Origin of the sequence: Tritonibacter mobilis, assembly GCF_001681715.1 — a bacterium.
Classification (GTDB): Bacteria; Pseudomonadota; Alphaproteobacteria; order Rhodobacterales; family Rhodobacteraceae; genus Epibacterium; species Epibacterium mobile.
Genome location: NZ_LNWY01000004.1, coordinates 21,704 through 42,174, shown reverse-complemented (window position 1 = coordinate 42,174; position 20,471 = coordinate 21,704). Strand labels below are relative to the sequence as shown.

The 20,471-nt window shown below is 55.0% G+C and carries 21 protein-coding genes and 1 pseudogene; 8 read left to right on the top strand and 14 right to left on the bottom strand.

Annotated features, from left to right (window positions below):
* Nucleotides 1–17: 17 nt before the first annotated feature.
* Genes UB90_RS03430 through UB90_RS03415 form a run of 4 tightly spaced genes read left to right on the top strand, consistent with a single transcriptional unit; the run spans nt 18 to nt 3,519 of the window.
* Nucleotides 18–545, top strand: coding sequence for a metal-dependent hydrolase (locus UB90_RS03430; RefSeq protein ID WP_065326180.1), 528 nt, complete (start codon nt 18–20; stop codon nt 543–545).
* On the top strand, nt 542–1,387 hold the full coding sequence (gene rfbD / locus UB90_RS03425; RefSeq protein WP_065326179.1) for a dTDP-4-dehydrorhamnose reductase: 846 nt from the start codon (nt 542–544) through the stop codon (nt 1,385–1,387). The genes UB90_RS03430 and rfbD overlap by 4 nt, the downstream gene beginning before the upstream one ends.
* On the top strand, nt 1,384–2,256 hold the full coding sequence (rfbA, locus tag UB90_RS03420; RefSeq protein WP_065326178.1) for a glucose-1-phosphate thymidylyltransferase RfbA: 873 nt from the start codon (nt 1,384–1,386) through the stop codon (nt 2,254–2,256). Before rfbD ends, rfbA begins: the two co-directional genes overlap by 4 nt.
* Before the next feature lie 15 nt (nt 2,257–2,271).
* Complete coding sequence (locus UB90_RS03415; protein ID WP_065326177.1) at nt 2,272–3,519, top strand: glycosyltransferase family 4 protein; 1,248 nt, start codon at nt 2,272–2,274, stop codon at nt 3,517–3,519.
* Between the two features lie 167 nt (nt 3,520–3,686).
* Here UB90_RS03415 and fcl read toward each other — a convergent pair whose 3' ends face one another.
* The 6 genes and pseudogenes from fcl to UB90_RS03380 form a co-directional block, all read right to left on the bottom strand.
* Nucleotides 3,687–4,625 (bottom strand): GDP-L-fucose synthase, encoded by a 939-nt coding sequence (gene fcl, locus UB90_RS03410; RefSeq protein ID WP_065326176.1) that lies wholly within the window; start codon nt 4,623–4,625, stop codon nt 3,687–3,689.
* A 10-nt stretch (nt 4,626–4,635) separates the two neighbouring features.
* Complete coding sequence (gene gmd, locus UB90_RS03405; RefSeq protein WP_065326175.1) at nt 4,636–5,754, bottom strand: GDP-mannose 4,6-dehydratase; 1,119 nt, start codon at nt 5,752–5,754, stop codon at nt 4,636–4,638.
* A 384-nt stretch (nt 5,755–6,138) separates the two neighbouring features.
* A pseudogene (locus tag UB90_RS23050) lies at nt 6,139–6,280 on the bottom strand (IS5/IS1182 family transposase); the annotation flags it as partial.
* 490 nt (nt 6,281–6,770) lie between these two features.
* Nucleotides 6,771–8,006: an RNA polymerase sigma factor gene (locus tag UB90_RS03390; RefSeq protein WP_065326172.1), complete on the bottom strand. Its 1,236-nt coding sequence runs from the start codon at nt 8,004–8,006 to the stop codon at nt 6,771–6,773.
* Between the two features lie 5 nt (nt 8,007–8,011).
* On the bottom strand, nt 8,012–8,371 hold the full coding sequence (locus UB90_RS03385; RefSeq protein WP_065326171.1) for a YciI family protein: 360 nt from the start codon (nt 8,369–8,371) through the stop codon (nt 8,012–8,014).
* 33 nt (nt 8,372–8,404) lie between these two features.
* Nucleotides 8,405–8,797 (bottom strand): MAPEG family protein, encoded by a 393-nt coding sequence (locus UB90_RS03380; RefSeq protein ID WP_065326170.1) that lies wholly within the window; start codon nt 8,795–8,797, stop codon nt 8,405–8,407.
* Between the two features lie 191 nt (nt 8,798–8,988).
* Between UB90_RS03380 and UB90_RS03375 the strand changes: the two genes are divergently transcribed.
* The gene (locus UB90_RS03375; RefSeq protein ID WP_227512073.1) at nt 8,989–9,849 is read left to right on the top strand and encodes a KpsF/GutQ family sugar-phosphate isomerase; all 861 of its coding nucleotides are present in this window, start codon (nt 8,989–8,991) and stop codon (nt 9,847–9,849) included.
* A gap of 549 nt (nt 9,850–10,398) precedes the next feature.
* On the opposite strand, the gene UB90_RS03370 is transcribed toward UB90_RS03375, so the two are convergent.
* The 5 genes from UB90_RS03370 to UB90_RS03350 all read right to left on the bottom strand — a co-directional run bounded on the left by UB90_RS03370 (nt 10,399) and on the right by UB90_RS03350 (nt 14,941).
* The gene (locus UB90_RS03370) at nt 10,399–10,701 is read right to left on the bottom strand and encodes a transposase (protein WP_065326276.1); all 303 of its coding nucleotides are present in this window, start codon (nt 10,699–10,701) and stop codon (nt 10,399–10,401) included.
* Between the two features lie 108 nt (nt 10,702–10,809).
* Nucleotides 10,810–11,589: a glycosyltransferase family 2 protein gene (locus UB90_RS03365; protein ID WP_074712604.1), complete on the bottom strand. Its 780-nt coding sequence runs from the start codon at nt 11,587–11,589 to the stop codon at nt 10,810–10,812.
* Nucleotides 11,576–12,694: a DegT/DnrJ/EryC1/StrS family aminotransferase gene (locus UB90_RS03360; RefSeq protein ID WP_110613662.1), complete on the bottom strand. Its 1,119-nt coding sequence runs from the start codon at nt 12,692–12,694 to the stop codon at nt 11,576–11,578. The genes UB90_RS03365 and UB90_RS03360 overlap by 14 nt, the downstream gene beginning before the upstream one ends.
* Nucleotides 12,695–12,717: 23 nt before the next feature.
* Nucleotides 12,718–13,665: a Gfo/Idh/MocA family protein gene (locus UB90_RS03355; RefSeq protein WP_065326168.1), complete on the bottom strand. Its 948-nt coding sequence runs from the start codon at nt 13,663–13,665 to the stop codon at nt 12,718–12,720.
* Nucleotides 13,666–13,675: 10 nt separating this feature from the next.
* Nucleotides 13,676–14,941, bottom strand: coding sequence for a nucleotide sugar dehydrogenase (locus UB90_RS03350; RefSeq protein ID WP_065326167.1), 1,266 nt, complete (start codon nt 14,939–14,941; stop codon nt 13,676–13,678).
* 120 nt (nt 14,942–15,061) lie between these two features.
* Here UB90_RS03350 and UB90_RS03345 point away from each other — a divergent pair, with 120 nt between their 5' ends.
* The 3 genes from UB90_RS03345 to UB90_RS03335 are packed head-to-tail and all read left to right on the top strand — an operon-like array spanning nt 15,062 to nt 17,409.
* Complete coding sequence (locus UB90_RS03345; protein ID WP_065326166.1) at nt 15,062–15,967, top strand: DapH/DapD/GlmU-related protein; 906 nt, start codon at nt 15,062–15,064, stop codon at nt 15,965–15,967.
* Between the two features lie 57 nt (nt 15,968–16,024).
* Nucleotides 16,025–16,339 (top strand): hypothetical protein, encoded by a 315-nt coding sequence (locus UB90_RS03340; RefSeq protein WP_065326165.1) that lies wholly within the window; start codon nt 16,025–16,027, stop codon nt 16,337–16,339.
* Entirely contained in the window at nt 16,336–17,409 is a 1,074-nt protein-coding gene (locus UB90_RS03335) for a glycosyltransferase (protein WP_065326164.1), read from the top strand. Before UB90_RS03340 ends, UB90_RS03335 begins: the two co-directional genes overlap by 4 nt.
* On the opposite strand, the gene UB90_RS03330 is transcribed toward UB90_RS03335, so the two are convergent.
* The 3 genes from UB90_RS03330 to UB90_RS03320 are packed head-to-tail and all read right to left on the bottom strand — an operon-like array spanning nt 17,402 to nt 20,306.
* The gene (locus UB90_RS03330) at nt 17,402–18,535 is read right to left on the bottom strand and encodes a glycosyltransferase (protein WP_162559153.1); all 1,134 of its coding nucleotides are present in this window, start codon (nt 18,533–18,535) and stop codon (nt 17,402–17,404) included. The two genes, UB90_RS03335 and UB90_RS03330, sit on opposite strands and share 8 nt — an antisense overlap.
* A gap of 50 nt (nt 18,536–18,585) precedes the next feature.
* On the bottom strand, nt 18,586–19,251 hold the full coding sequence (locus UB90_RS03325) for an ABC transporter ATP-binding protein (RefSeq protein ID WP_065326162.1): 666 nt from the start codon (nt 19,249–19,251) through the stop codon (nt 18,586–18,588).
* Nucleotides 19,252–19,256: 5 nt separating this feature from the next.
* Nucleotides 19,257–20,306 (bottom strand): sugar transporter, encoded by a 1,050-nt coding sequence (locus tag UB90_RS03320; protein WP_131818805.1) that lies wholly within the window; start codon nt 20,304–20,306, stop codon nt 19,257–19,259.
* Between the last annotated feature and the right edge of the window lie 165 nt (nt 20,307–20,471).

The following is a 20,471-nucleotide window of genomic DNA, read 5'->3' as shown; positions in this document are numbered from 1 at the left end:
CTGCAAAGGATTCTGTTATGCTGACGGCGCATTTGCCCTCCGGATATATACTTGCGCAAGTTCCCCGCCGTACCTTTCCCGGTCTGCTGCCGGTCGCGCTGATCGGTGCGGTTTTCCCTGATCTAGATATGATCTGGTTCTATTTCGTGGATGATCGGGCCTTTCATCACCACCGCTACTGGGTGCATGTGCCTGCGTTCTGGGCCGGGGTTGCACTGGTCACTCTGCCTCTGATCGGTTTTTTTGCACGCCGCTGGCTAAACGCTGCGCTGGTGTTTTTCGCCGCGATCTTTATGCATCTGGTTCTGGACAGTATCGGGGGCGGCATCATGTGGCTCGCACCACTGGACGACAGGCTGATGTCCCTGACGGTGGTACCAGCGACGCAAGACCACTGGGTTTTGTCATTCCTGTTGCACTGGACCTTCCTGCTTGAACTGGCAATCTGGGGATTGGCACTGACCTTGTGGTTGCGGCGAGGGCGCGTGGAAAACAGGGCCTCCGGCGGAGGTATTTGGGAAAAGATGAAGAAGGGGCGGATATGAGCATCCTTGTGTTTGGCGCAACCGGGCAAGTGGCGCGGGAATTGGCGAGCTATGAGGGGGTGATCTCTGTGGGGCGTGCGCGCGCGGATCTGTCGGACCCCGGGGCCTGCGCGGCCCTTATTCGGGAGATCAGCCCGCAGGCGGTGATCAATGCCGCCGCCTATACGGCGGTTGATAAGGCCGAATCTGAGGAAGAACTGGCCACTATTATCAACGGGGCGGCCCCCGGTGCGATGGCGGCGGCCTGCGTGCAGGCGGGCATTCCCTTTGTCCATATCTCGACCGATTATGTCTTTGCGGGCAGTGGCACGGCGGCGTGGCAGACGGATGATCCGGTGGCGCCGCCCAATGCCTATGGCCGCAGCAAACGCGCAGGCGAAGAGGCGGTGATCGCGGCGGGCGGGACTTATGCGATCCTGCGCACCTCTTGGGTGGTCTCGGCCCATGGCAATAATTTCGTCAAGACCATGCTGCGCCTTGGTGCGGAGCGGGATCGCTTGACGATTGTCGGCGATCAGATCGGCGCGCCAACGCCCGCGCGTGACATCGCACGGGCCTGTGTCGAGATGGCCGGGCAGCTGCGTGCGGAGCCTTCAAAATCTGGCATCTATCACCTGCAGGGCGCGCCATATGTCAGCTGGGCAGGCTTTGCCGCAGAGATCTTTGCCCAAAGCGGTCTGGCCTGCGAAGTGGCGGACATCCCCACATCTGACTATCCAACCCCGGCGGTGCGGCCACTGAACTCACGGCTGGATTGCACCACGTTAGAGACTGTTTTTGGCATCCCGCAGCCCGACTGGCGCAGCGGGCTGCGCGATATTTTAAAGGAGCTCGCAGAGTGACGCAGCGCAAAGGTATTATTCTCGCCGGAGGCTCCGGCACCCGGCTTTATCCGATCACCATGGCTGTCTCAAAGCAGCTCCTGCCGCTTTATGACAAACCGATGATCTATTATCCGATCTCGGTGCTGATGCTTGCAGGTATTCGCGAGATCTGCGTCATCACCACGCCGCAGGACGCCGATCAGTTCAAGCGCCTCTTGGGCGATGGCAGCCAGTGGGGCGTCAGCCTGACCTATGTGGAGCAACCCAGCCCCGATGGTCTGGCGCAGGCCTTTATTCTGGCCGAAGAGTTCCTTGCGGGCGCGCCCTCGGCGCTGGTGCTGGGCGATAACGTCTTTTTTGGCCATGGGTTGCCGAGCCTTCTAGCGGCGGCGGATGCCAAGGAGGTGGGCGGCACCGTCTTTGGCTATCACGTCTCCGATCCCGAGCGTTACGGCGTGGTTTCCTTTGATGGCGAAGGACGGGCGCATCAGATCATTGAAAAACCCGAGGTGCCGCCGTCGAACTACGCGGTGACGGGGCTTTATTTTCTGGATGGTACTGCGCCTGCGCGCGCCCGTAAGGTTCAGCCTTCGGCGCGGGGCGAGCTGGAAATCACCGATCTTTTGCAGATGTATCTCAACGAGGGCCAACTTTCGGTCGAAACCATGGGGCGTGGCTATGCCTGGCTTGATACCGGCACCCATGGCAGCCTTCTGGATGCGGGCAATTTTGTGCGCACCTTGCACGAGCGTCAGGGCCTGCAGACCGGTTGTCTGGAGGAAATCGCCTATCATGCGGGCTGGATCAGCCGGGAGGCGCTGGCAGAGCGGGCGGAATTGTTCAAGAAAAACAGCTATGGCACTTATCTGAAGCGGCTTTTGGGCTAAGGCGGGGCAGGGCGGATGAAGATCCTTTTTGTGCATCAGAACATGCCGGGCCAGTATCGTGAACTGGTGCGGTGGCTTGCGGCACAGGGAGGACATAAGCTGGTGTTCCTGAGCCAGCGCGGGGATGTGAAAATCCCGGGCGTTCATACGCTGGTCTACAAAGCGTTTCATACGCCGGCAAAGGATGGCTTTGGTCTTGCCAAGGACTGGGAAGCGGCGGCGGGTGCGGGCTTTGGCGCGGTGCAGGCGGCGCAGAAGTTTGAACAGGAACACGGGTTTCGCCCCGATATCATTCTTGGTCATACCGGTTGGGGGGAGCTGAGTTTCTTTAAGGATCTGTGGCCGGATGTGCCGATCATTGGCTTCTTTGAATATTACTACAGCATGGACGGCGGCATGGTGGGCTTTGACCCCGAACAGCCCCCCGGCCCTCATGCGCCCTATTTCAACCGCGCCCGCAATGTGGTGCCTTGCCTCAACCGTGAGGTGGTGGATCTGGGGCATGTGCCGACCTATTGGCAGCGCGACCGTTTCCCTGCGTCCTTTCACGACAAGATGTATGTCTGCCACGATGGCATCCGCGCCGATCGTCTGCACGCAAACCCGGATGCACAGATCACGCTGGGGCGGCTGGAGCAGCCGATTTCGCGCGGCGATGAGATCGTGACCTATGTGGCGCGCAATATGGAGCGGGCCCGCGGCTTTCACATCATGATGCGGGCGCTGCCCGCCATTCAGGCCGCCCGGCCCAATGCGCGCATCCTGATGATCGGCGGCAATGAGGCCTCATACGGGCGCGAAAGCGATCACCCCGGCGGCTTGCGCGGCGAGATGGAGGCGGAGGTCGGCCAGCACGTGGACTGGAGCCGGGTGCATTTCCTCGGCCGGGTGCCCTATGCGGATCTGTGCCGGATCATTCAGCTGTCGCGCTGTCATATCTATCTGACCATGCCTTTTGTGCTGAGCTGGTCGCTCCTGGAGGCGATGGCGATGGAGGCGACGATTGTGGCGGCTGATGTGGCGCCGGTGCGCGAGGCCATCAGCCATAATGAAACCGGCCTGTTGGTGGATTTCTTTGATCCCGAGGCGCTGGCAGCACAGGTGGCCGAGGTGCTGGCGCGGCCTGATGATTTTGCAGCCCTTGGGGCGCGGGCTCGGGCGCGGGTGATGCAGGATTATGATTTCCTGACCCGCTGCCTGCCCGAACACCTGAGCCAGATCAACCAGTTGGTCACCACAGCCCCGCCGATCCGGCTGCCATAGGTTTCAGGCGAGATTTATGCTGCCGAAATAGACAACCAGACGGGTGGAACGCGCGCTTTATCGTAGGTTTGGAGGCATCAGATACCTCTCGTTCTACGGGCGGCAGCATCAGAAGTGCTCAGCGACAACCAAGATTGGGCATGCTTTCGTGTTTGTCAGGAGACAGCTCACGTAAACTCAGTCTGTAGCGCATGGGCATAAGTCTGGCGGATGCCATCCTCCAGCGGGCGGGCCTGATTCCAGCCCAGCCGGTGCAGGGTGGTGCTGTCCATCAGTTTGCGCGGGGTGCCGTCGGGTTTGCTGGCGTCGAACACCAGCTCTGCTTCATAGCCCACCACCCGGGCGATGGTCTCTGCCAGCGCGCGGATGCTGACCTCTGTGCCTGAGCCGACATTGACGTGGCTATGGCCCGAATATTCTTTCAGCAGAAACACCAACGCATCCGCCAGATCGTCGCAATGCATAAATTCGCGCAGCGGCGTGCCGGACCCCCACAGCTCTACTGAAGCAGCCCCAGCTGCTTTGGCTTCGTGGAACTTGCGTAGAAGCGCTGGCAGCACGTGGGAGGAGTTCAGGTCATAATTGTCGCCCGGACCGTATAGATTGGTCGGCATCGCCGAAATCCAGTCGCGACCGTACTGCTGTCGATAAGCCTGCATCAGCTTTATGCCCGCTATCTTAGCAATAGCATACCATTCATTGGTGGGCTCCAGCGCGCCTGTCAGCAAACTGTCCTCGGGGATCGGTTGGGGCGCGAACTTTGGGTAGATGCAGGAGGATCCCAAGAACAAGAAACGTTCGACATCCGCCTCATGGGCGGCTTGGGCGATGTTCGTTTCAATCATCAAATTCTTGTAGAGGAAGTCCACCGGGAAATCGTTGTTTGCTTTGATGCCGCCGACCTTGGCCGCAGCCATGACGATGGCATCGGGACGCTGTTCTTGCATCCAGGCATTCACGGCAGCCTGATCGACCAAATCGAGGTCCTCGCGGGCGGCGGTGATTACCTCACAGTCTTCAGTTGCCAAACGGCGTACGACGGCAGAGCCGACCATACCACGGTGTCCTGCAACAAAGATGCGTTTTCCTTTGAGATCATAGGCCATGCCGTGCTCCTCAGCCTTCAATACTGACGGGCATTTCCATACCGTGCTTTTTCAAAAGCGCGTGGCGGCGAGCCGTCTTAAGGTCTTCGGTGACCATCTCCGCACACATTTCCTGCGCTGTAATCTCCGGTACCCACCCCAGATTTTCCTTGGCTTTGGAGGGGTCTCCGAGCAGCGTCTCCACTTCTGCTGGGCGGAAATAACGGGGGTCGATACGCATAATTACGCTCCCGGGTTTCAAGGCTGGCGCTTTGTCACCCTCAATCGCAACGACAGTGGCGATTTCCTCAACACCGTTCCCGGTAAATTCCAGCTGGATGCCCAACTCAGCAGCGGCCCAAGAAATGAACTGACGCACCGAATATTGCTTGCCGGTGGCGATCACAAAATCTTCCGCCAACTCTTGTTGCAGCATCATCCACTGCATCCGTACGTAATCCTTGGCATGCCCCCAGTCGCGCAGCGCATCAATGTTACCCATATACAGGCAGGGCTCCAGCCCTTGCGCGATATTGGCCAAACCGCGAGTAATCTTGCGGGTCACGAAGGTCTCGCCGCGGCGCGGGCTCTCGTGGTTGAACAGGATGCCGTTGCAGGCATACATCCCATAGGCCTCACGATAATTGACCGTAATCCAGTAGGAATAGAGCTTGGCCACCGCATAAGGCGAGCGCGGGTAGAACGGCGTGGTCTCGCGCTGCGGGGTTTCTTGCACCAACCCATACAGCTCCGAGGTCGACGCCTGGTAGAAGCGGGTCTTCTTTTCCAGGCCGAGGAAACGGATTGCCTCCAAGAGCCGCAGCGTTCCCATAGCATCCACATCGGCGGTGTATTCCGGACTTTCAAAGGAAACCGCGACATGGCTCTGGGCACCGAGGTTGTAGACCTCGTCTGGTTGCACGTCCTGAATGATCCGGGTCAGGTTAGAGCTGTCTGTCAGATCGCCGTAGTGCAGCTTGAAATGAGCATTGTCCACATGCGGGTCCTGATAGATGTGATCAACCCGCTGAGTATTGAACAAGGAGGCGCGGCGCTTGATGCCATGCACCTCATATCCTTTCTCCAGTAAGAACTCTGCCAAATAGGAGCCGTCTTGGCCTGTGACGCCTGTAATGAGTGCCTTTTTCAATGTGTGACCTCCGAGATGCGCTGTTGCCGTACCGGTTTCTGCAGACGTGTCACCACCTCCTGGCAGAGACAAGTCTCGTTATCCGGGTAGGCGCCCGCACCAGAACTCCGAGTTAAGACATCTTCGCGGAACTGGACCAGCCGCTCGATCTCAAAACGCTTAGCTTGGCTCCACACCCATTCGGTGTGAAAATGCTGCGTGACGTGCCTGTTTAACACCTGCTGGCCCCTTTTTTCTATTTCCGGCGCTAAAAGCACTTTTTGATGGCCGCTTCAATCTCGGCCGGTATGCGGACACCCCTATGTGTGATCGGAAAACTCATTTGCATAGGGGCTTTTTACACGAACCCATTGCAGGGCGTGTTTCCCGTCGCTCTAGGCAGACTTATTCTAAGTGTTCTGAGACGGGTATGCCAAGAGCGGTGTAGGGACTGCGAACGGCAAGGCGGGCTAGGATTTCTGCAACTTGTCGACCGAGGGCTTTCGCCCATCAGCTTCAAACAATGCATCTTCGTTTCTGCGCGCGACGGAGGGCAACGCGAGCAGGGCGCTCCGATATCCACTGGGCTTGAAACGCCTTGTTGGATCAGGTCATCTGTCATCGAGAGAGATATTCCAATTGCTCTGAGACATGCCCCAGCTTGATCCGCCACACACATCACCACCCAAAATTAAGCTCTCACGATTGCGGGATATTGGCTGGTCCAAGTGGGACCCAATCGGGCTTTTGGCTGATGGGCAAACGTGGCATGACGCAGACTGCCAGTCGTTCGCGGATGAGTATGACAGCTATCTTCTTCAAGCCGCGGGTCAACTTCGCAGGGGCGCATCTGCAGAGGGCGTTGTGAGGTATCTCATTGATATTGAGGTGAACCACATGGGGGTAGGCCCCAGACGGGACGCTGTGGCCCGTGCAAGAGAGGTCGTCGCTTCTCTTCAGGCGGATGAAGCGCTTTGGATCTATCCGGGGTGATCTCCGCGACATGCGCACCTTAACTCCCCATAATTGTTATTATGTTATAATTTTGCGCATTTCAAAGCCAGAAACCGGCGCGCAGCATCATTGGGCGCGGTTTTTATGGCCTGCGCATAGGCGCGTTGGGCGTCCTCAATCTGACCCTCCTGTGCCAGCACATGTGCCATTGCCGCATGCCATGGCTGAAACCTGCCAAGCTCGCCCTCTAAGGCGCGCAAGTTTTCCAGAGCCTGCGCGCGCTGGCCCAGCTCTGCCATGACCACCGCCTGATTGAGCGCCACCACCGGGGTTGGCTCAAACCGCCAAAGCGCCTGATAGAGCAGCGCCATCTGCGCCCAGTCAGGTTTTGGGCGCATCATATGGCAATCCGCAATGGCGGCCTTGATCTGAAACGCGCCGGGCTTGCGGCGCAGAACGGCCTGTGCCAGCAGAACCTGCGCCTCGGTGATGGCTGCGTGTTGCCAGAGGCTGCTGTCTTGGTCCTCGATTGGGCGCATTGCTCCATCCGAGCCAATGCGGGCGGCCCTGCGGGACTCTGTCAGCAGCATCAGGGCCAGCGCGCCCTCAATTTCGGGGTCATCCGGGCGCAGCGCGCACAAAAGCCGCACCAGATAAATCGCCTCGCGGCAGAGATCGCGAGTGCCCTGCTCCACCCCTGCCTCCTCATTCACATAGCCGGTGGTGAAAATCAGATAGAGCGTGGAGAGCACCGTGCTCAGCCGTTCGGACCACTGGTCGGGCTCTGGCACCTGAAACCCGATGCCCTTGGCGCGGATCTTGGCCTTGGCGCGGGACAGGCGCTGGCCCATGGTTTGTTCGCTGTCGAGAAAGGCGGCGGCAATTTCGCGCGTGGTCAGACTGCAGACCGTGCGCAGGGTCAGGGCGACGCGGGATTTTTCCTCCAGCGCCGGATGACAGCAGGTGAAGATCAGCCGCAGACGCTCATCGGGGATGGTTTCTGCAATCTCCATCTCTACCCGGTCGGGCGTGATCAGCCCCAGGGCGCCTGCCTTGCGTCCTTCGCGCTGGCGCGTGCGCAGCTGGTCTATCCCCTTGTTGAGCCCGGCCCGCATCAGCCAGGCCACAGGCGCATGGGGCACGCCGGAGCGGCCCCAATGTTTGAGCGCCGAGATCGCCGCCTCCTGCAGGGCATCCTGCGCCAGTTGGAAATCCCCAAGGCGGGCAATCAGACCCGCCAGCAGCCGTCCCCTGTCGCGGCGCATCACATCATCAATGACCTGCTGCACGGCGATGGCACTGGGGACGGCGCTTTTCATGTCAGTCAGCCTGCGGGGTTATAATCCATCAAAGGCCGCACCTCGATGGTGCCAAAATGCGCCACCGGGATCATCTCGGCATATCGAAGCGCCGTGTCCAGATCGGGCACATCAATCACGTAATAGCCGCCGAGATGTTCGCGGGTTTCGGCAAAGGGGCCATCCATGGTCTCGACCTTGCCAGCGGTGATCCGCAGCGAGGTGGCGGTCTCGCTGCCTTGCAGGCCTTCGCCGTCGATCATGACGCCATCGGCGTTCATTTTCTCGCTGGTGGCGGCAAAGCCTGCCATCATCTCATCAAACTCGGGCGTGCCATAGGCTGGTTCGCGGTCCGGTGCGGCATAGATCAGAAGCATGTATTTCATAATAAAGTCCTTTATCAGTACGTGTTTCAGGCCTCAGATGCCAAGGATATTGACGCCAAGACAAACCATGGCGTTGAGGGCGGCGAGAATATTGGTGCCATTGCCCACATAACGCAGCGGATGGCCTGCGTTTTCAACCTTCAGGCCAAAAGGATGCGCAGTGCGTCCGATCACCAGCAAGCCGCCGGAGATATGGAGATAAAGCGCAGGCGCGCCCATGCCTTCGGCAAGGATCATCAGGATCAGCACAAAGGCGGCCCAATCCGCGCAGTTGCCGTGCTGGCGGATGCGCAACAACAGCTGCGGATCACTGCCATCGCCGATGGATTGTCCCATGGCACTGCGCAGGGCAGTGACCCGAAACCAGAGGATAAGCCAGATCACTGCGACGGTGAGCGCATAGATCGGCGTGATTGAAAACACCATGAAATCTCCCTTCCCTGTGGTGGTTCATGCTCCTAGGACGTTTATGCGTTGCTTTTTTCGACATGGGTTTGAAATTTTTTCCACCACCCTGCAATTGGGACAAGAAGAGCCCCCGGAACCGGGCGCGCTGGTCTTTCCCGGCTGCGCCGCCTACACAAGGCTAAGAGTGCCACCCCGACGGAGACCGCGCCATGACACCGCGAGTACTGACCTGTGATGAAACCCTTGCCGAAATGGCCCGCGTGCTGACCGTTGAAGCGGCCGCGCTGACGCGGATGGCCGCCGAGGTGGGCGATGCACAGCTCAGGGCGGTGGAGATCCTCGAGGCCATGGAAGGGCGCGTGATCGTGTCGGGCGTCGGCAAATCCGGCCATATCGGCAATAAGATCGCCGCCACCCTGGCCTCGACGGGGACGCCGGCGCAATTTGTACATGCCACCGAGGCCAGCCACGGCGATCTTGGCATGGTGACGCCGCGCGATGTCTGCTTGGTGATTTCCAATTCCGGCGAAACGTCTGAATTGGCCGATATCGTCACCTATAGCCGCCGCTTTGCGATCCCGCTGATTGCCATCACCCGCAAGGCTGAGAGCACCCTCGCGACCCAGGCCGATGTGGTGCTGCTGCTGCCCGACGCGCCGGAGGCTTGCGGCATCGGCATGGCGCCCACCACCTCGACCACGGCGACGCTGGCGATGGGCGATGCGCTGGCGGTGGCATTGATGAAGCGGCGCGGCTTTGAGCGCGAAGATTTCAAGGTCTTCCACCCCGGCGGCAAGCTCGGCGCGCAGCTGATACTGGTGGATGGGCTGATGCACACGGGCGACGCCCTGCCCCTCGTGGCGCCGGACACCCCGATGTCCGACGCGCTTTTGACCATGACCGCCAAGGGTTTTGGCCTTGCGGGGCTGGTCGAGGGTGGCCGCCTCACGGGTATCATCACCGACGGCGATTTGCGCCGCAATATGGGCGGGCTGATGGCGCGATCTGCGGGCGAAGTGGCCACCCGCGGCCCCAAGGTGATCCGGCGCGGCGAGCCGTCCACTGTTTGATGCGGTCGTCCATCATCATACTCATCGCTACGTTCTCCCTTGTAGCATGAGCAGATTTTCACTGGGTCGATACACACTCGTATTAGGATGCGTCACAGACTCTCGATGAACATGTTGTCTAGAAACCAGCCTTTTCCATATATTGGGATGTGGATGCCGGATTGGCGCAGCCTATCCGGCCAGGCGAAGGACGTGAAATGGCTGCCCTACTGATCCGTATTCATCGTCTCGGGCGAACCGACTCTTGGATTGCCTCGTTCAGCGACTTGACACAGAAGTCGGCACCACAACGTTTTAGTTCCGCCAAGAGGGCAGCTTGTGGGCGTGCTAGTCCATGATCGCCACCTGATAGAGAATCCCACGCTGCATGGGCAGATAGGTGGTGTCCGATCACCGGACCTGGTTCGGGTGATCCAACCCCAAGCCCCTCAACAAGCATGGATATTTGTCGTGTCTCTTCGCTCTCCTTGGCTCGTGGTCATTGGACGAGCGCACGATCGACATCCGCTTGCAATGCTGACAGTTGGTCAGGCATGATCTTGCCGCACCTCACTTCCCGGCCCAGAGTTTCAGCTTTCGTTCCAAGAAAGATCTGGTCACCGCCAGCTTTCCGATCTTGGCGTAAAGCTCATTCACCTGCTCCTCGTCAATTTCAGGTTGCTTACGGCCACCGCGCTCGAGCACACTGGAGGCGTCTGCCAACAGGGCTCGCTTCCATCGATGGATTAATGTCAGATGGACGCCGTAGTGACTCGCCAGCTTGGCCGCCGTCTCCCCGCCTTTCAAAGCTTCCAGCGCGACCCTCGCCTTGAAGTCAGCGAACGCTGCTTGCGTTTTGGCATCTCTGGTCAACTTTCGTTGAAGAAACGTAAACCGCACATCGTAGCTACCGTCTCTCTCCGAAATTCGGGGGTAGCTCAATGATCTGTCGCCCGATGCACAGTTCGTCGAACGCCAAAGCTAACCTCTATAGATCCGTCCTAACAGGTGCCGCATGAGTGTGTTTGCTGCCGCAAGCGGCGGTAACCCTGCCTCTGTTCGGAGCATGTGCCAAGTTGCAAGGCTTGCACGAAATATATTCGAGCTTAACGATCCAGAATGGCGGTGGTGAATTGCCAACACCTCCTGTAGGCCAATTGCTGTCGGAGTTAATTTCAACAAGTGCAGCCAAAGCGCATAGTCATGTCGGAGTGGGATATCAGGCATTGGTTGTTTTCCGAACACTTTACTGTCGTAGATTACAGTCAGACAGCCGATCCTATTCCCTTTCAGCAAAAGCTGTCGCGTTAGGTGCTTGGGCGGTTGACGCAGCAGGTCGGCCCTGCGTTCACGGCGGACCCAATATGCACTGCAACTAAATGGAGAAGATTGCGATTGCATTGCGCCAATCTGAACTTCCAATTTCGTAGGAAGCCACAAATCATCGGCATCGAGAAATGCGATGTAGCGACCAGTTGCACTATCAAGTGCACGATTACGAGCCGCACTAGCGCCTCGTTGCCTACCGTGATATTCAAGAAGCGTTATCCTGGGGTCAGCTTCCGAGATTGATGCAATGACATCTTGAGTGCCGTCGTCAGAACCATCGTCTGAGGCAATAAGCTCCCAGTCCTGTAGCGTTTGCTCCTGAACGGAGCGTATTGCTTCGCCAATTGTTGCTACCGCATTTTTGCAGGGCATGAGCACTGTGACTAAAGGTTGCTTACGCTCATATGTCGTTTTGAACTCAACCACAATCATGCAGGGCGCTGATCACCGCGTCTTGATCTTCTACCGTCAAGTAAGGATGCATTGGCAAGCTGAACACCTTGGACGCAACATCCTCCGATACCAACAATCCCTCAGGATCTTTAGGGAAACATCTATAAGCACTCTGCAAATGTAGAGGCAACGGATAGTAAACAGCTGTCGGCACACCAACGGATTTCAAATGCCGAATGATGACATCGCGGTTCAGATCAAGCCGTGGCTGAACCGTGTATTGCGCCCAGCTGGATTTAAGCCCACCCGGGACAAGTGGTGTCTTAAGGAGATTCGATAAAGCAGCGGAATATCGTTGGGCAACAGCATTGCGCTTATTCAATTCGTCCGAGAAAATTCCAAGTTTTTCACATAAGATGGCCGCCTGAATCGTATCGAGGCGAGAGTTCATTCCGATTCGACAGTTATCGTATTTATGGTGACCTTTGCCATGAACCCGAAAGGACTTGATCAACTCGGCTGCTTCGTCATCATCAGTAAAAATCGCACCGCCGTCACCGTAGCAACCCAAGGGTTTTGCAGGGAAAAATGAGGTGGTACAAAAATCACCAATAGTACCAGAATTACGACCCTTATATACTCCGCCAAATCCCTGCGCACTGTCGGCGATCAGTTTCATCCCTTCGGCAGCTGTAATTTCCTCAATTTCGTCATAGTCAGCGGGTAGCCCAAACAAGTCAACTGCAATTACAACTGTCGGCTTCAAACCCAGCGACTTTGCGTAAGCTATGCTCCTCTCAAGACTCCGTGGATCAATGTTGTAGGTATCCGGATCGCAGTCGACAAACACGGGGACGGCTCCGACGGAGGGGATAACTTCCGCAGTCGCAGCAAAGGTAAAAGAAGGACAGAGCACGGCTTGACCTGACCGCACTTTAAGAGCCATTAAGGCTAAAAGCAAAGCATCTGTACCATTGGCACATGTTAGGCTATGCTTGGCGCCAGAAAATGAAGACAATGAATCTTCAAATTCTCTGACCTCGGGCCCCATGATATAGCTACCATGCTCTAAAACTCGAGCGATACGCGCGTCAATTTTATCCTTGATACGTTGCTGCTGTGCCGCAAGATCAATGAATTGCATATTCAGACTCCGAATACTAGGCGCTACGCGCCAACAACGCGCGCGATGTCAGGGTGGTGTTCGCCCTTATTCAGTTCGATAGGCGCGGTACGAATATGGCTAACGGTTTCAATAGACGGACGCACCACTTTAAGACCGTAACCTTTGCCATCCAGAATATTCTGATAGCTCGCTGTGTGTAGATCCGTAAACCCACCAGAGAATTCAATCTCTTCACCGTCGACGGTAATGGAACGATGTGTCGTTTGCCCCAGTGGGGTGTGAGTTGGTAGGTGTTGACGATTGATCGAAAGAACCCAACGGACCCTAGCACGCTCAAACTCTAGGTAACCAGCGGCAGCGTCGTCCGAGCGATGATGCACGATGCTAACTTTTTGAGAGCCGAAAATGAATGACAACATATCAAAAAAATGGACGCCAATGTTTGTCGCGATTCCACCCGATTTGTGCTCGAAGCCTTTCCAACTTGCGCTATACCAAGCACCCCGCGATGTGAAGTAGCCAAGATCTACATCGTAGGTCTTGCCGCTGGTGTCTGCGGCGACCTTGTCACGAAGTGCGATTATGGCGGGATGCAAGCGCAACTGCAGGATCGAATAGATCTTTTTTCCTGTTTCGTTTTCTATGTCCTCAAGTTCATCCAGATCAGACGTGTTCAACACGAGAGGCTTCTCACATATCGTGTCAATCCCAGCCCGTAGAGCGAACGCGGAGTGGGCCTTGTGTAGGAAGTTTGGCGAGCAAATCGCCATATAATCACAGCCGAATCCCTTGCTGCGACTATTGTAGATGTGGTCTTCGAACAGTTCGAACTCTGTGAAAAAAGCAGCATCTGGGAAGTAGCTATCCATGATGCCAACACTGTCATTGATGTCGTAGGCGCACCCAAGCGTCCCACCGGTATCCTTAATCGCTCTCAAATGACGCGGGGCGATGTATCCAGCCGCGCCAATCAACCCATAGTTCTTCATTCTAACCTCTTCAAGCCCGTCGCACGTTCTCGGCATTGGGGAATTTACCGCGCGTGTCGATAACCAATTTGGCGTGTTCAACGATCGTTTCGTACTCGAAATCTCTGTGGTCGGTAAGCAGTAGAACAACGTCAAAATCTGTAAGAGTTTCTGGGGTTAGATCTACCGAACTAAGTTCAAAACTGTGCTCACGCATCTTTGGGAAATGGGGCACATTCGGATCGCTATACTGAACCTCTGCACCCCATTCACGAAGCAGCTCCATCACGAACACCGATGGGCTCTCTCGCATGTCGTCCACATCACGCTTGTAGGCAATTCCCAGAGCCAGAACCTTCGCACCCTTGAGGCTTTTGCCTACATCGTTAAGTGCTCGGATCGTTTTGTCGACAACATATTGGGGCATGGCAGCGTTGATTTCGCCTGCCAATTCTATGAAGCGTGTATGCAGCCCAAATTCACGCGCTTTCCACGTCAGATAAAAAGGGTCGATTGGGATACAGTGACCTCCGATACCGGGGCCAGGATAGTACGCTGTGAAACCGAAGGGTTTTGTTTTAGCTGCGTCGATTATTTCAAAAATGTCCAAGTTCATCGCATCAGCCACGACCTTCAACTCGTTGACTAGACCGATATTGACAGAACGGTGAATATTCTCCAACAGCTTGACCATCTCGGCAGCACGAGTCGAACTCACCGGCACAACAACGTCAATAAATTCACCATAAAGTTCCTTGCCCGCAGCCAAGCACGCTGGAGTATGACCGCCAACGATCTTAGGGATTGATCGCGTATCGAACTTCTGATTTCCAGGATCTTCACGTTCTGGCGAATAAACTAAGAAGAAGTTTTCCCCGACCTCAAGGCCAGCACGGGTGACATATGGCAAGAGAACTTCCTCAGAGGTGCCTGGCCAAGTGGTGCTTTCAAGACTAAGCAGTTGGCCCGCACGCAAATATGGGGCAATGGTATCCATCGTTGCGATCACGAAGCTCAGATCCGGCTCACGTGAGCGATCAAGAGGCGTTGGAACACAAATTAATAACGCATCACATTCAGCAGCGCGACTGAAGTCAGTCGTACCTTCAAAGCTAGAATTGACCATGCGTGCAACGTCCGTGTCAGAAAAATGCTTGATCGGGCTTCTACCAGAGTTCAAAACCTCAATCCGCTCATGGACAACGTCGAACCCAATCACCTTGCTGCCAGTCTCAGAAATTCGTAGCGCAAGCGGGATCCCAACATAGCCCATCCCTAAGATTCCGATTGTCTTCATACCGTTATACCGTCCAACGTTGTTTCAAGGCCCTCAGCTCGGTGCGCTTGTAAAGAATGATGCGCGATTGTAAAAGGTGAATAATTTTGGGGGAAACCCATTGCCAAGGAGTTTCGGCAAATGTTCACTTATCGTCGGTCATCACTTTCTAATTTTGCCGAGGCTGCTGGTTTGGATGTGGTAAGGGATGCGAAAATCGCCTACGCGGGAAAGATTCCGACGGATCTTGACGGGCGGGTTGTCCCCGCAGCCAAGCCCGAACATCTTGAGTATGCCAGAGACTTTGAAGGAATTGCCGCCTTTGTGGTGCCTCCGCAGTTGGCTGAACTTGTGCCTTCACAGTTCGGGCTTGCGACAGCTACATCGCCGCAAGCCGCCGTGGCATTGATCCAAGAGGCAGTCAGTGCGATCGAGAATTTTCAATGGAAACGCTTCAGGACTCGCGTCGACCCAACTGCAGTTGTTTCGGAAGGTGCTTATATCGCACCGAACGACGTGGTGATCGGAGCGCATACGCATGTCGGCCCCAACGCGGTTATTCTGCCGCGCTCGCTCATCGGAAACCACTGCATTATCGGAGCAGGCACCGTCATTGGAATGGAAGCCTTTGAACATATGGCAGGGTCGAATCCATCGCGCGTTCTTCCTCAAACTGGAGGCGTCAGGATTGGGGACTACGTCACGGTTCAAGCCAAGTGCACGATTGTACGAGCGACGTTCGGTGGATTCACCACTATCGGCAGGGAAACGATGCTCGACTGTCAGGTCCATGTCGCGCATGACTGCAAAGTCGGGGAACGCGTGAAACTCACGGCTTGTTCAGAAATTTCCGGGCGCGTCGAAATAGGTGATGATAGCTTTCTCGGACCGAACTGCTCGATCAGCAACGGCGTTAAGCTGGGTAAATGTGTTCATGTAACCATAGGTAGCGTGGTCGTCCGGGACGTTGCCGACGAGGAACGTGTTACAGGCAACTTCGCGCTCCCACATCAAAAGTGGTTGAATTTCATTCGCACATTCCGTTGAAGGACGTGAAGCAGAATCGTCTGCGTTTCTGGCATACGCACATTGGAACTTTTGAATATGAAAAAGCGCGTCGTAATGCTCGTGTCGAATCCATGCAACCCCGACTATCGGGTAACCAAGGAGGCAGAGTCTTTAGCTAGAGCAGGGTATGAGGTCTGTATTCTTGCGACTTGGAAGCCAAAGCTTGGCATTCCAATTCAAGAAGAAATAAACGGTGTCACGTATTTAAGATTTGAGTGGAATGTATTGAAAATACTGCGAATGATGTACCTCGGGGAAAAGAAATATAGAGAGATACCAACGCTGAATCGTGACAAGCACCGCGCAATGGTCGAAACGCTACCCATACAAAACAGGGACAAAGACCAATGAGCTTCTTAGTGAAATTCGGCCGCTACGCCTACAATACCGTTGTTCGGCGCGTGCTCATGATTGGGCATACATTTTTCATGTATCGGACGTATGAGTCTGTGTTCGGCTCTCACATCGATGCTTGGAACCCTGACGTTATTCACTCGCACGATGGAGTGACATTGCCTGCAGCTGCTAATGCCGCGAGACGAACTGGTGCAAAGCTCGTGTTTGATAGTCATGAACTGGAAGTGCATCGTAGTCCGCCCTTGCCCTATTTGCGGCGCATTCAAGTCGAGCGCATGGAGCGCAAATATCTGCCTCAAGCAGACAAGGTCATTACCGTCACTGAACGGGCGGCAGACTACTTAGCGCACGAATACTGTATTGATCGGCCTACCGTTCTGTTCAATGCTCCGCCTGTCGAACCGACACCGATGCCGGAGAAATGGGAAGTCTATGACCGATTTGATGTTCGAGCCGACCTAAATCTGCATCCGAGAGATTTTCTTTTCGTCTACACTGGCAATATCACGCTGAACCGTGGTCTTGAACTCGCTATTATCGCACTTTCAAGGATACAAGATTTCAGAGATCCAAATGAACGTTTCGGCAGCCGATATCACCTTGTCGCCGTTGGGAAAGTTCAAAGTGGGCAGGATCGTGCCATCAAACGACTGGCAAGTGCGTATGGACTGGAAGATTGTGTACACATTTTACAGCCGGTAGCACCTCATCGTGTCGCAAATTATATTTCGAGCGCCAATGCATCGATCATCCCGATCCTGCCAGTGACGCTTTCCTATGAGTTTGCGATGCCAAACAAACTCTTCGAAGCAACCCTTTCGGGCAACCCAATCATTTGCTCTGATCTTTTGGAGATGGGTCCGTTTGTATCCGAGAACTCCCTTGGCCTAACCTATAGTGCTGACAGCCCTGAACATTGTGCAGTGAAGATGTTGGAGTTGATCAAAAACTATGGTCAGTTCGAAAGAAGTGTAGCCCGACAGATTGAGTTGAACGAAAAGTATTCATGGGAAGCGCAGGAACGAAAGCTAATCGCAATGTACCAAGAGCTCAATACTAACTGAAACTGGGTTGCCGCTCTTGCGGATTTAACAACACGCTGAAATAAAACTCCACCAATCTAGTCGCTTCACTAGACCAGTTAAAGTGACCAATAATCACATTTTTCAAATGTTCTTTTCGAGCACTGCTCGAGGAAGCGACAGTCGCAATCGCTGCACCCAAGGAGCCAGATTCGGCTTCCCACGGAACGAAGTGGATTGCCTCTTTCAGCAGGGTTTCTCTACGAAGTCGGGGTAGGTCTGTTGCTATAACTATCAGGCCTGACGCAATGTATTCTAGTACTTTAACTGGCAACGCCTCGCGGTAGGCAGGTGTTGGCTCCAGAAGACAAAAGGCTATGTCTGAAGAGGCGAGCTTCTCCGCCACTTCAGATCTCGTGCCCCAGCCGTGGAGCTTAATGTGACGATTGGCGGGATGCTTTGAGATGGAATGAATTTGAGAATCGTTGATATGCCCAACCAATTCAAGCGTCGCAGGAATGCCAGCCTCATGCGCTTCCTGAATTGCGTCACACATGCGCGTTAGCCCGCGCGCTTCACTGATGTCACCAACATAAATACACTTCAAACTTGAAAGTTCTTCTTTTGGTGCCAAAAATTTAGTCGGCCATTCCGATACACTCAGATAATTTCGGGCTACAATGCTTCGGTCTAGCGGAAACCTGTTTGCAAGCTGCGAATCCGCAAGGACAATTCCATCTAACCAGCTGGCAGCGGACTGCTCAAGCATTTCGACGAGTTTCGCCGTTCCCCGACGAGCTATAGCAGGCCCAAGCCAAGTTCGGGAAAGAACTGCTTTCGGAAAATCCTCATGCACGTCATAGACAATCTTGATCCCGCGTCGCTTCAACCACCAGGAGAGTAACAACAGGTCGGGGTCATGAATGTGAACCACCCGTGGGTTCATTCTTGTGCAAAAACGGTATAATTTGAGAGCAAAACTGGAAAAGCGCGCGAAGCGGCCGCCGGGCCGCTCAATGCTAAAGACTGAAACCTGATTAATGGTCTGTTGACAGTTAACATCCCCAGGCCCAGCAACGGCAACACGGAACCCTGCCTCGGCTAAAGACGTCGCTTCTTTGACAAAGATTCGAGTGTCAGTAACCGAATGAGCCGAAGTCAGATGCAAGATATCTACCCGCCGGTTTGGTAGGCCCTGTATGTTAAGTTGCCTGCTGATCAATTGCGCGACTCCGACATATTTTCGTTATGGTGAGCGATCGCGTCGTCAACTGCATCATAATAGAACAGTTTCCCACCCTCTAGCACGGCGCCAGCCGAACAGATCGATTTGAGCGTGCTCTCGCTGTGTGAAACCACAATTGAACCTGCGCGATCCAGACGGTCTTGAAGCACTGCGCGGCATTTCTCTTTGAAAGAAGCATCCCCGACTGAGGTCACCTCATCAATTAAGTAGTAAGAAAATGGAATACCCATCGAAACGCCAAAAGCAAGGCGTGCTCGCATCCCAGAACTGTAGGTTCGTACCGGCATCTTGAAGCTCACGCCTAGCTCGGAAAAATCCAGAACGTAGTCTTCTAGGCTATCGGTATCGATTCCGTAAACTCTGGCGATGAAGCGGGTATTCTGGGCACCAGTCAAATCTGGGTGGAAGCTGCCAGCAAAGCCTATTTGCCAGGAAACAGCACCGCAACTGTCGACAGCCCCGCTATCCGGCCGCATAGTTCCACCGATAATCTTCAGGAGGGTTGACTTACCAGCTCCGTTGCGCCCCAGCAAAGCTACCGAGGTCCGATCAGGAAATACTGCATTAATTTCCTTGGCAATGAACTTTCGACCCGACCCGATCCGAAAGCTCTTTGTCAGATGCTTCAGAGTAATCATCGCAGTTAGCGCCTGTCACGTACAGAATATGCAACCATAATGGAGACGGCCCAAATTAAGATGAGAAATGCAGTGGAGACAGCAATGACTAATGGTTTTCTAGGGTACAGAGAGGTGTCCGCTATGGTGGGTTCTATGTGGACGGCGAGATATTTAGTCCGACGCTTCGCTTCGGCTTTAGCGCTGTCATAAGCTGCCGCTGCGGCGAGAAAAGCCTGTTCGGCGAACTCGCGCTCGACAATAAGTGCCTCGTAATCTCCGACGATGTTTACCATCCCACGATCAACACCCGACGATAAGTTCTGTCGTTCGCCCTCAAGGCGGTTTTCGATCGCTTTGATCCGGCGTACAGCTTGCTCGACCCGCGGATCGTTTACGTTGGAGATACTTCCCTCAAGTAGATCAAGGTCAATCAATGCTTCGGCAAGTTGCTGTTGAAGAGCTGCGCTCACGCCGCTTTGGCTTTGCACATTGATCGATGGATCAATAATTTGCGCTTCCGCGCGGAAACGACTTAAATTTTGTCGTGCTGTTTTTAGACGCGTTCGCGCATCATCCAAGTCGGCCTTCGCGTATTTTGTCGCATCTTCACGGGCAAGCAGGCTAAGTTTGTCAACGAGCAGCTGCGACTCAGATAGTATAGCCTTATTAATGGTTTCAGCAGAGGCGGGGTCGAACGCAAAAGAGGCGACGTGGATTAGGCCGCTTCCCTTGTCGTAACTGACTTGAACCATCCGGCGCCAGTGAGCAACAAGACCTTCGGTCGAGACGTCAGGTGCGATGGTGAAAACCGGGTCACCTTCAGCACTTGAATAGATTTTGCGCAGATTGACACGTGCATCGATTGTTCTCACGATTTTCTGGCTGCCGATAAACTCATGTACGATGTCAGCATCTGATGTTGTGCCGGTCGATAGCTGGCCGAGCCCCGCCAAGGCATCGAGCGGGTTGACAAATTCTTCGGATCGAATGGAGAACGACATCTCTGAGACGAATTGATCGGCCGCCCGTGAAAACAAGTAGCCGACGATTAGGCAAACAGGCAGAAGTACCATGCCAGCGAATGAAGCGAGTAGAAGCTTATGTCGACCCCGCATTCTTGCATTTCTCGCTGGTTGCGGGACCTTGTGAGCGGGGGCTTTGGGCGAGTTTGAGACCACTGGAGTTACTGTCACCTAGTTAGTTCCTAGCTTCACTGAACGCGGCTTGTCTTCAGGGAG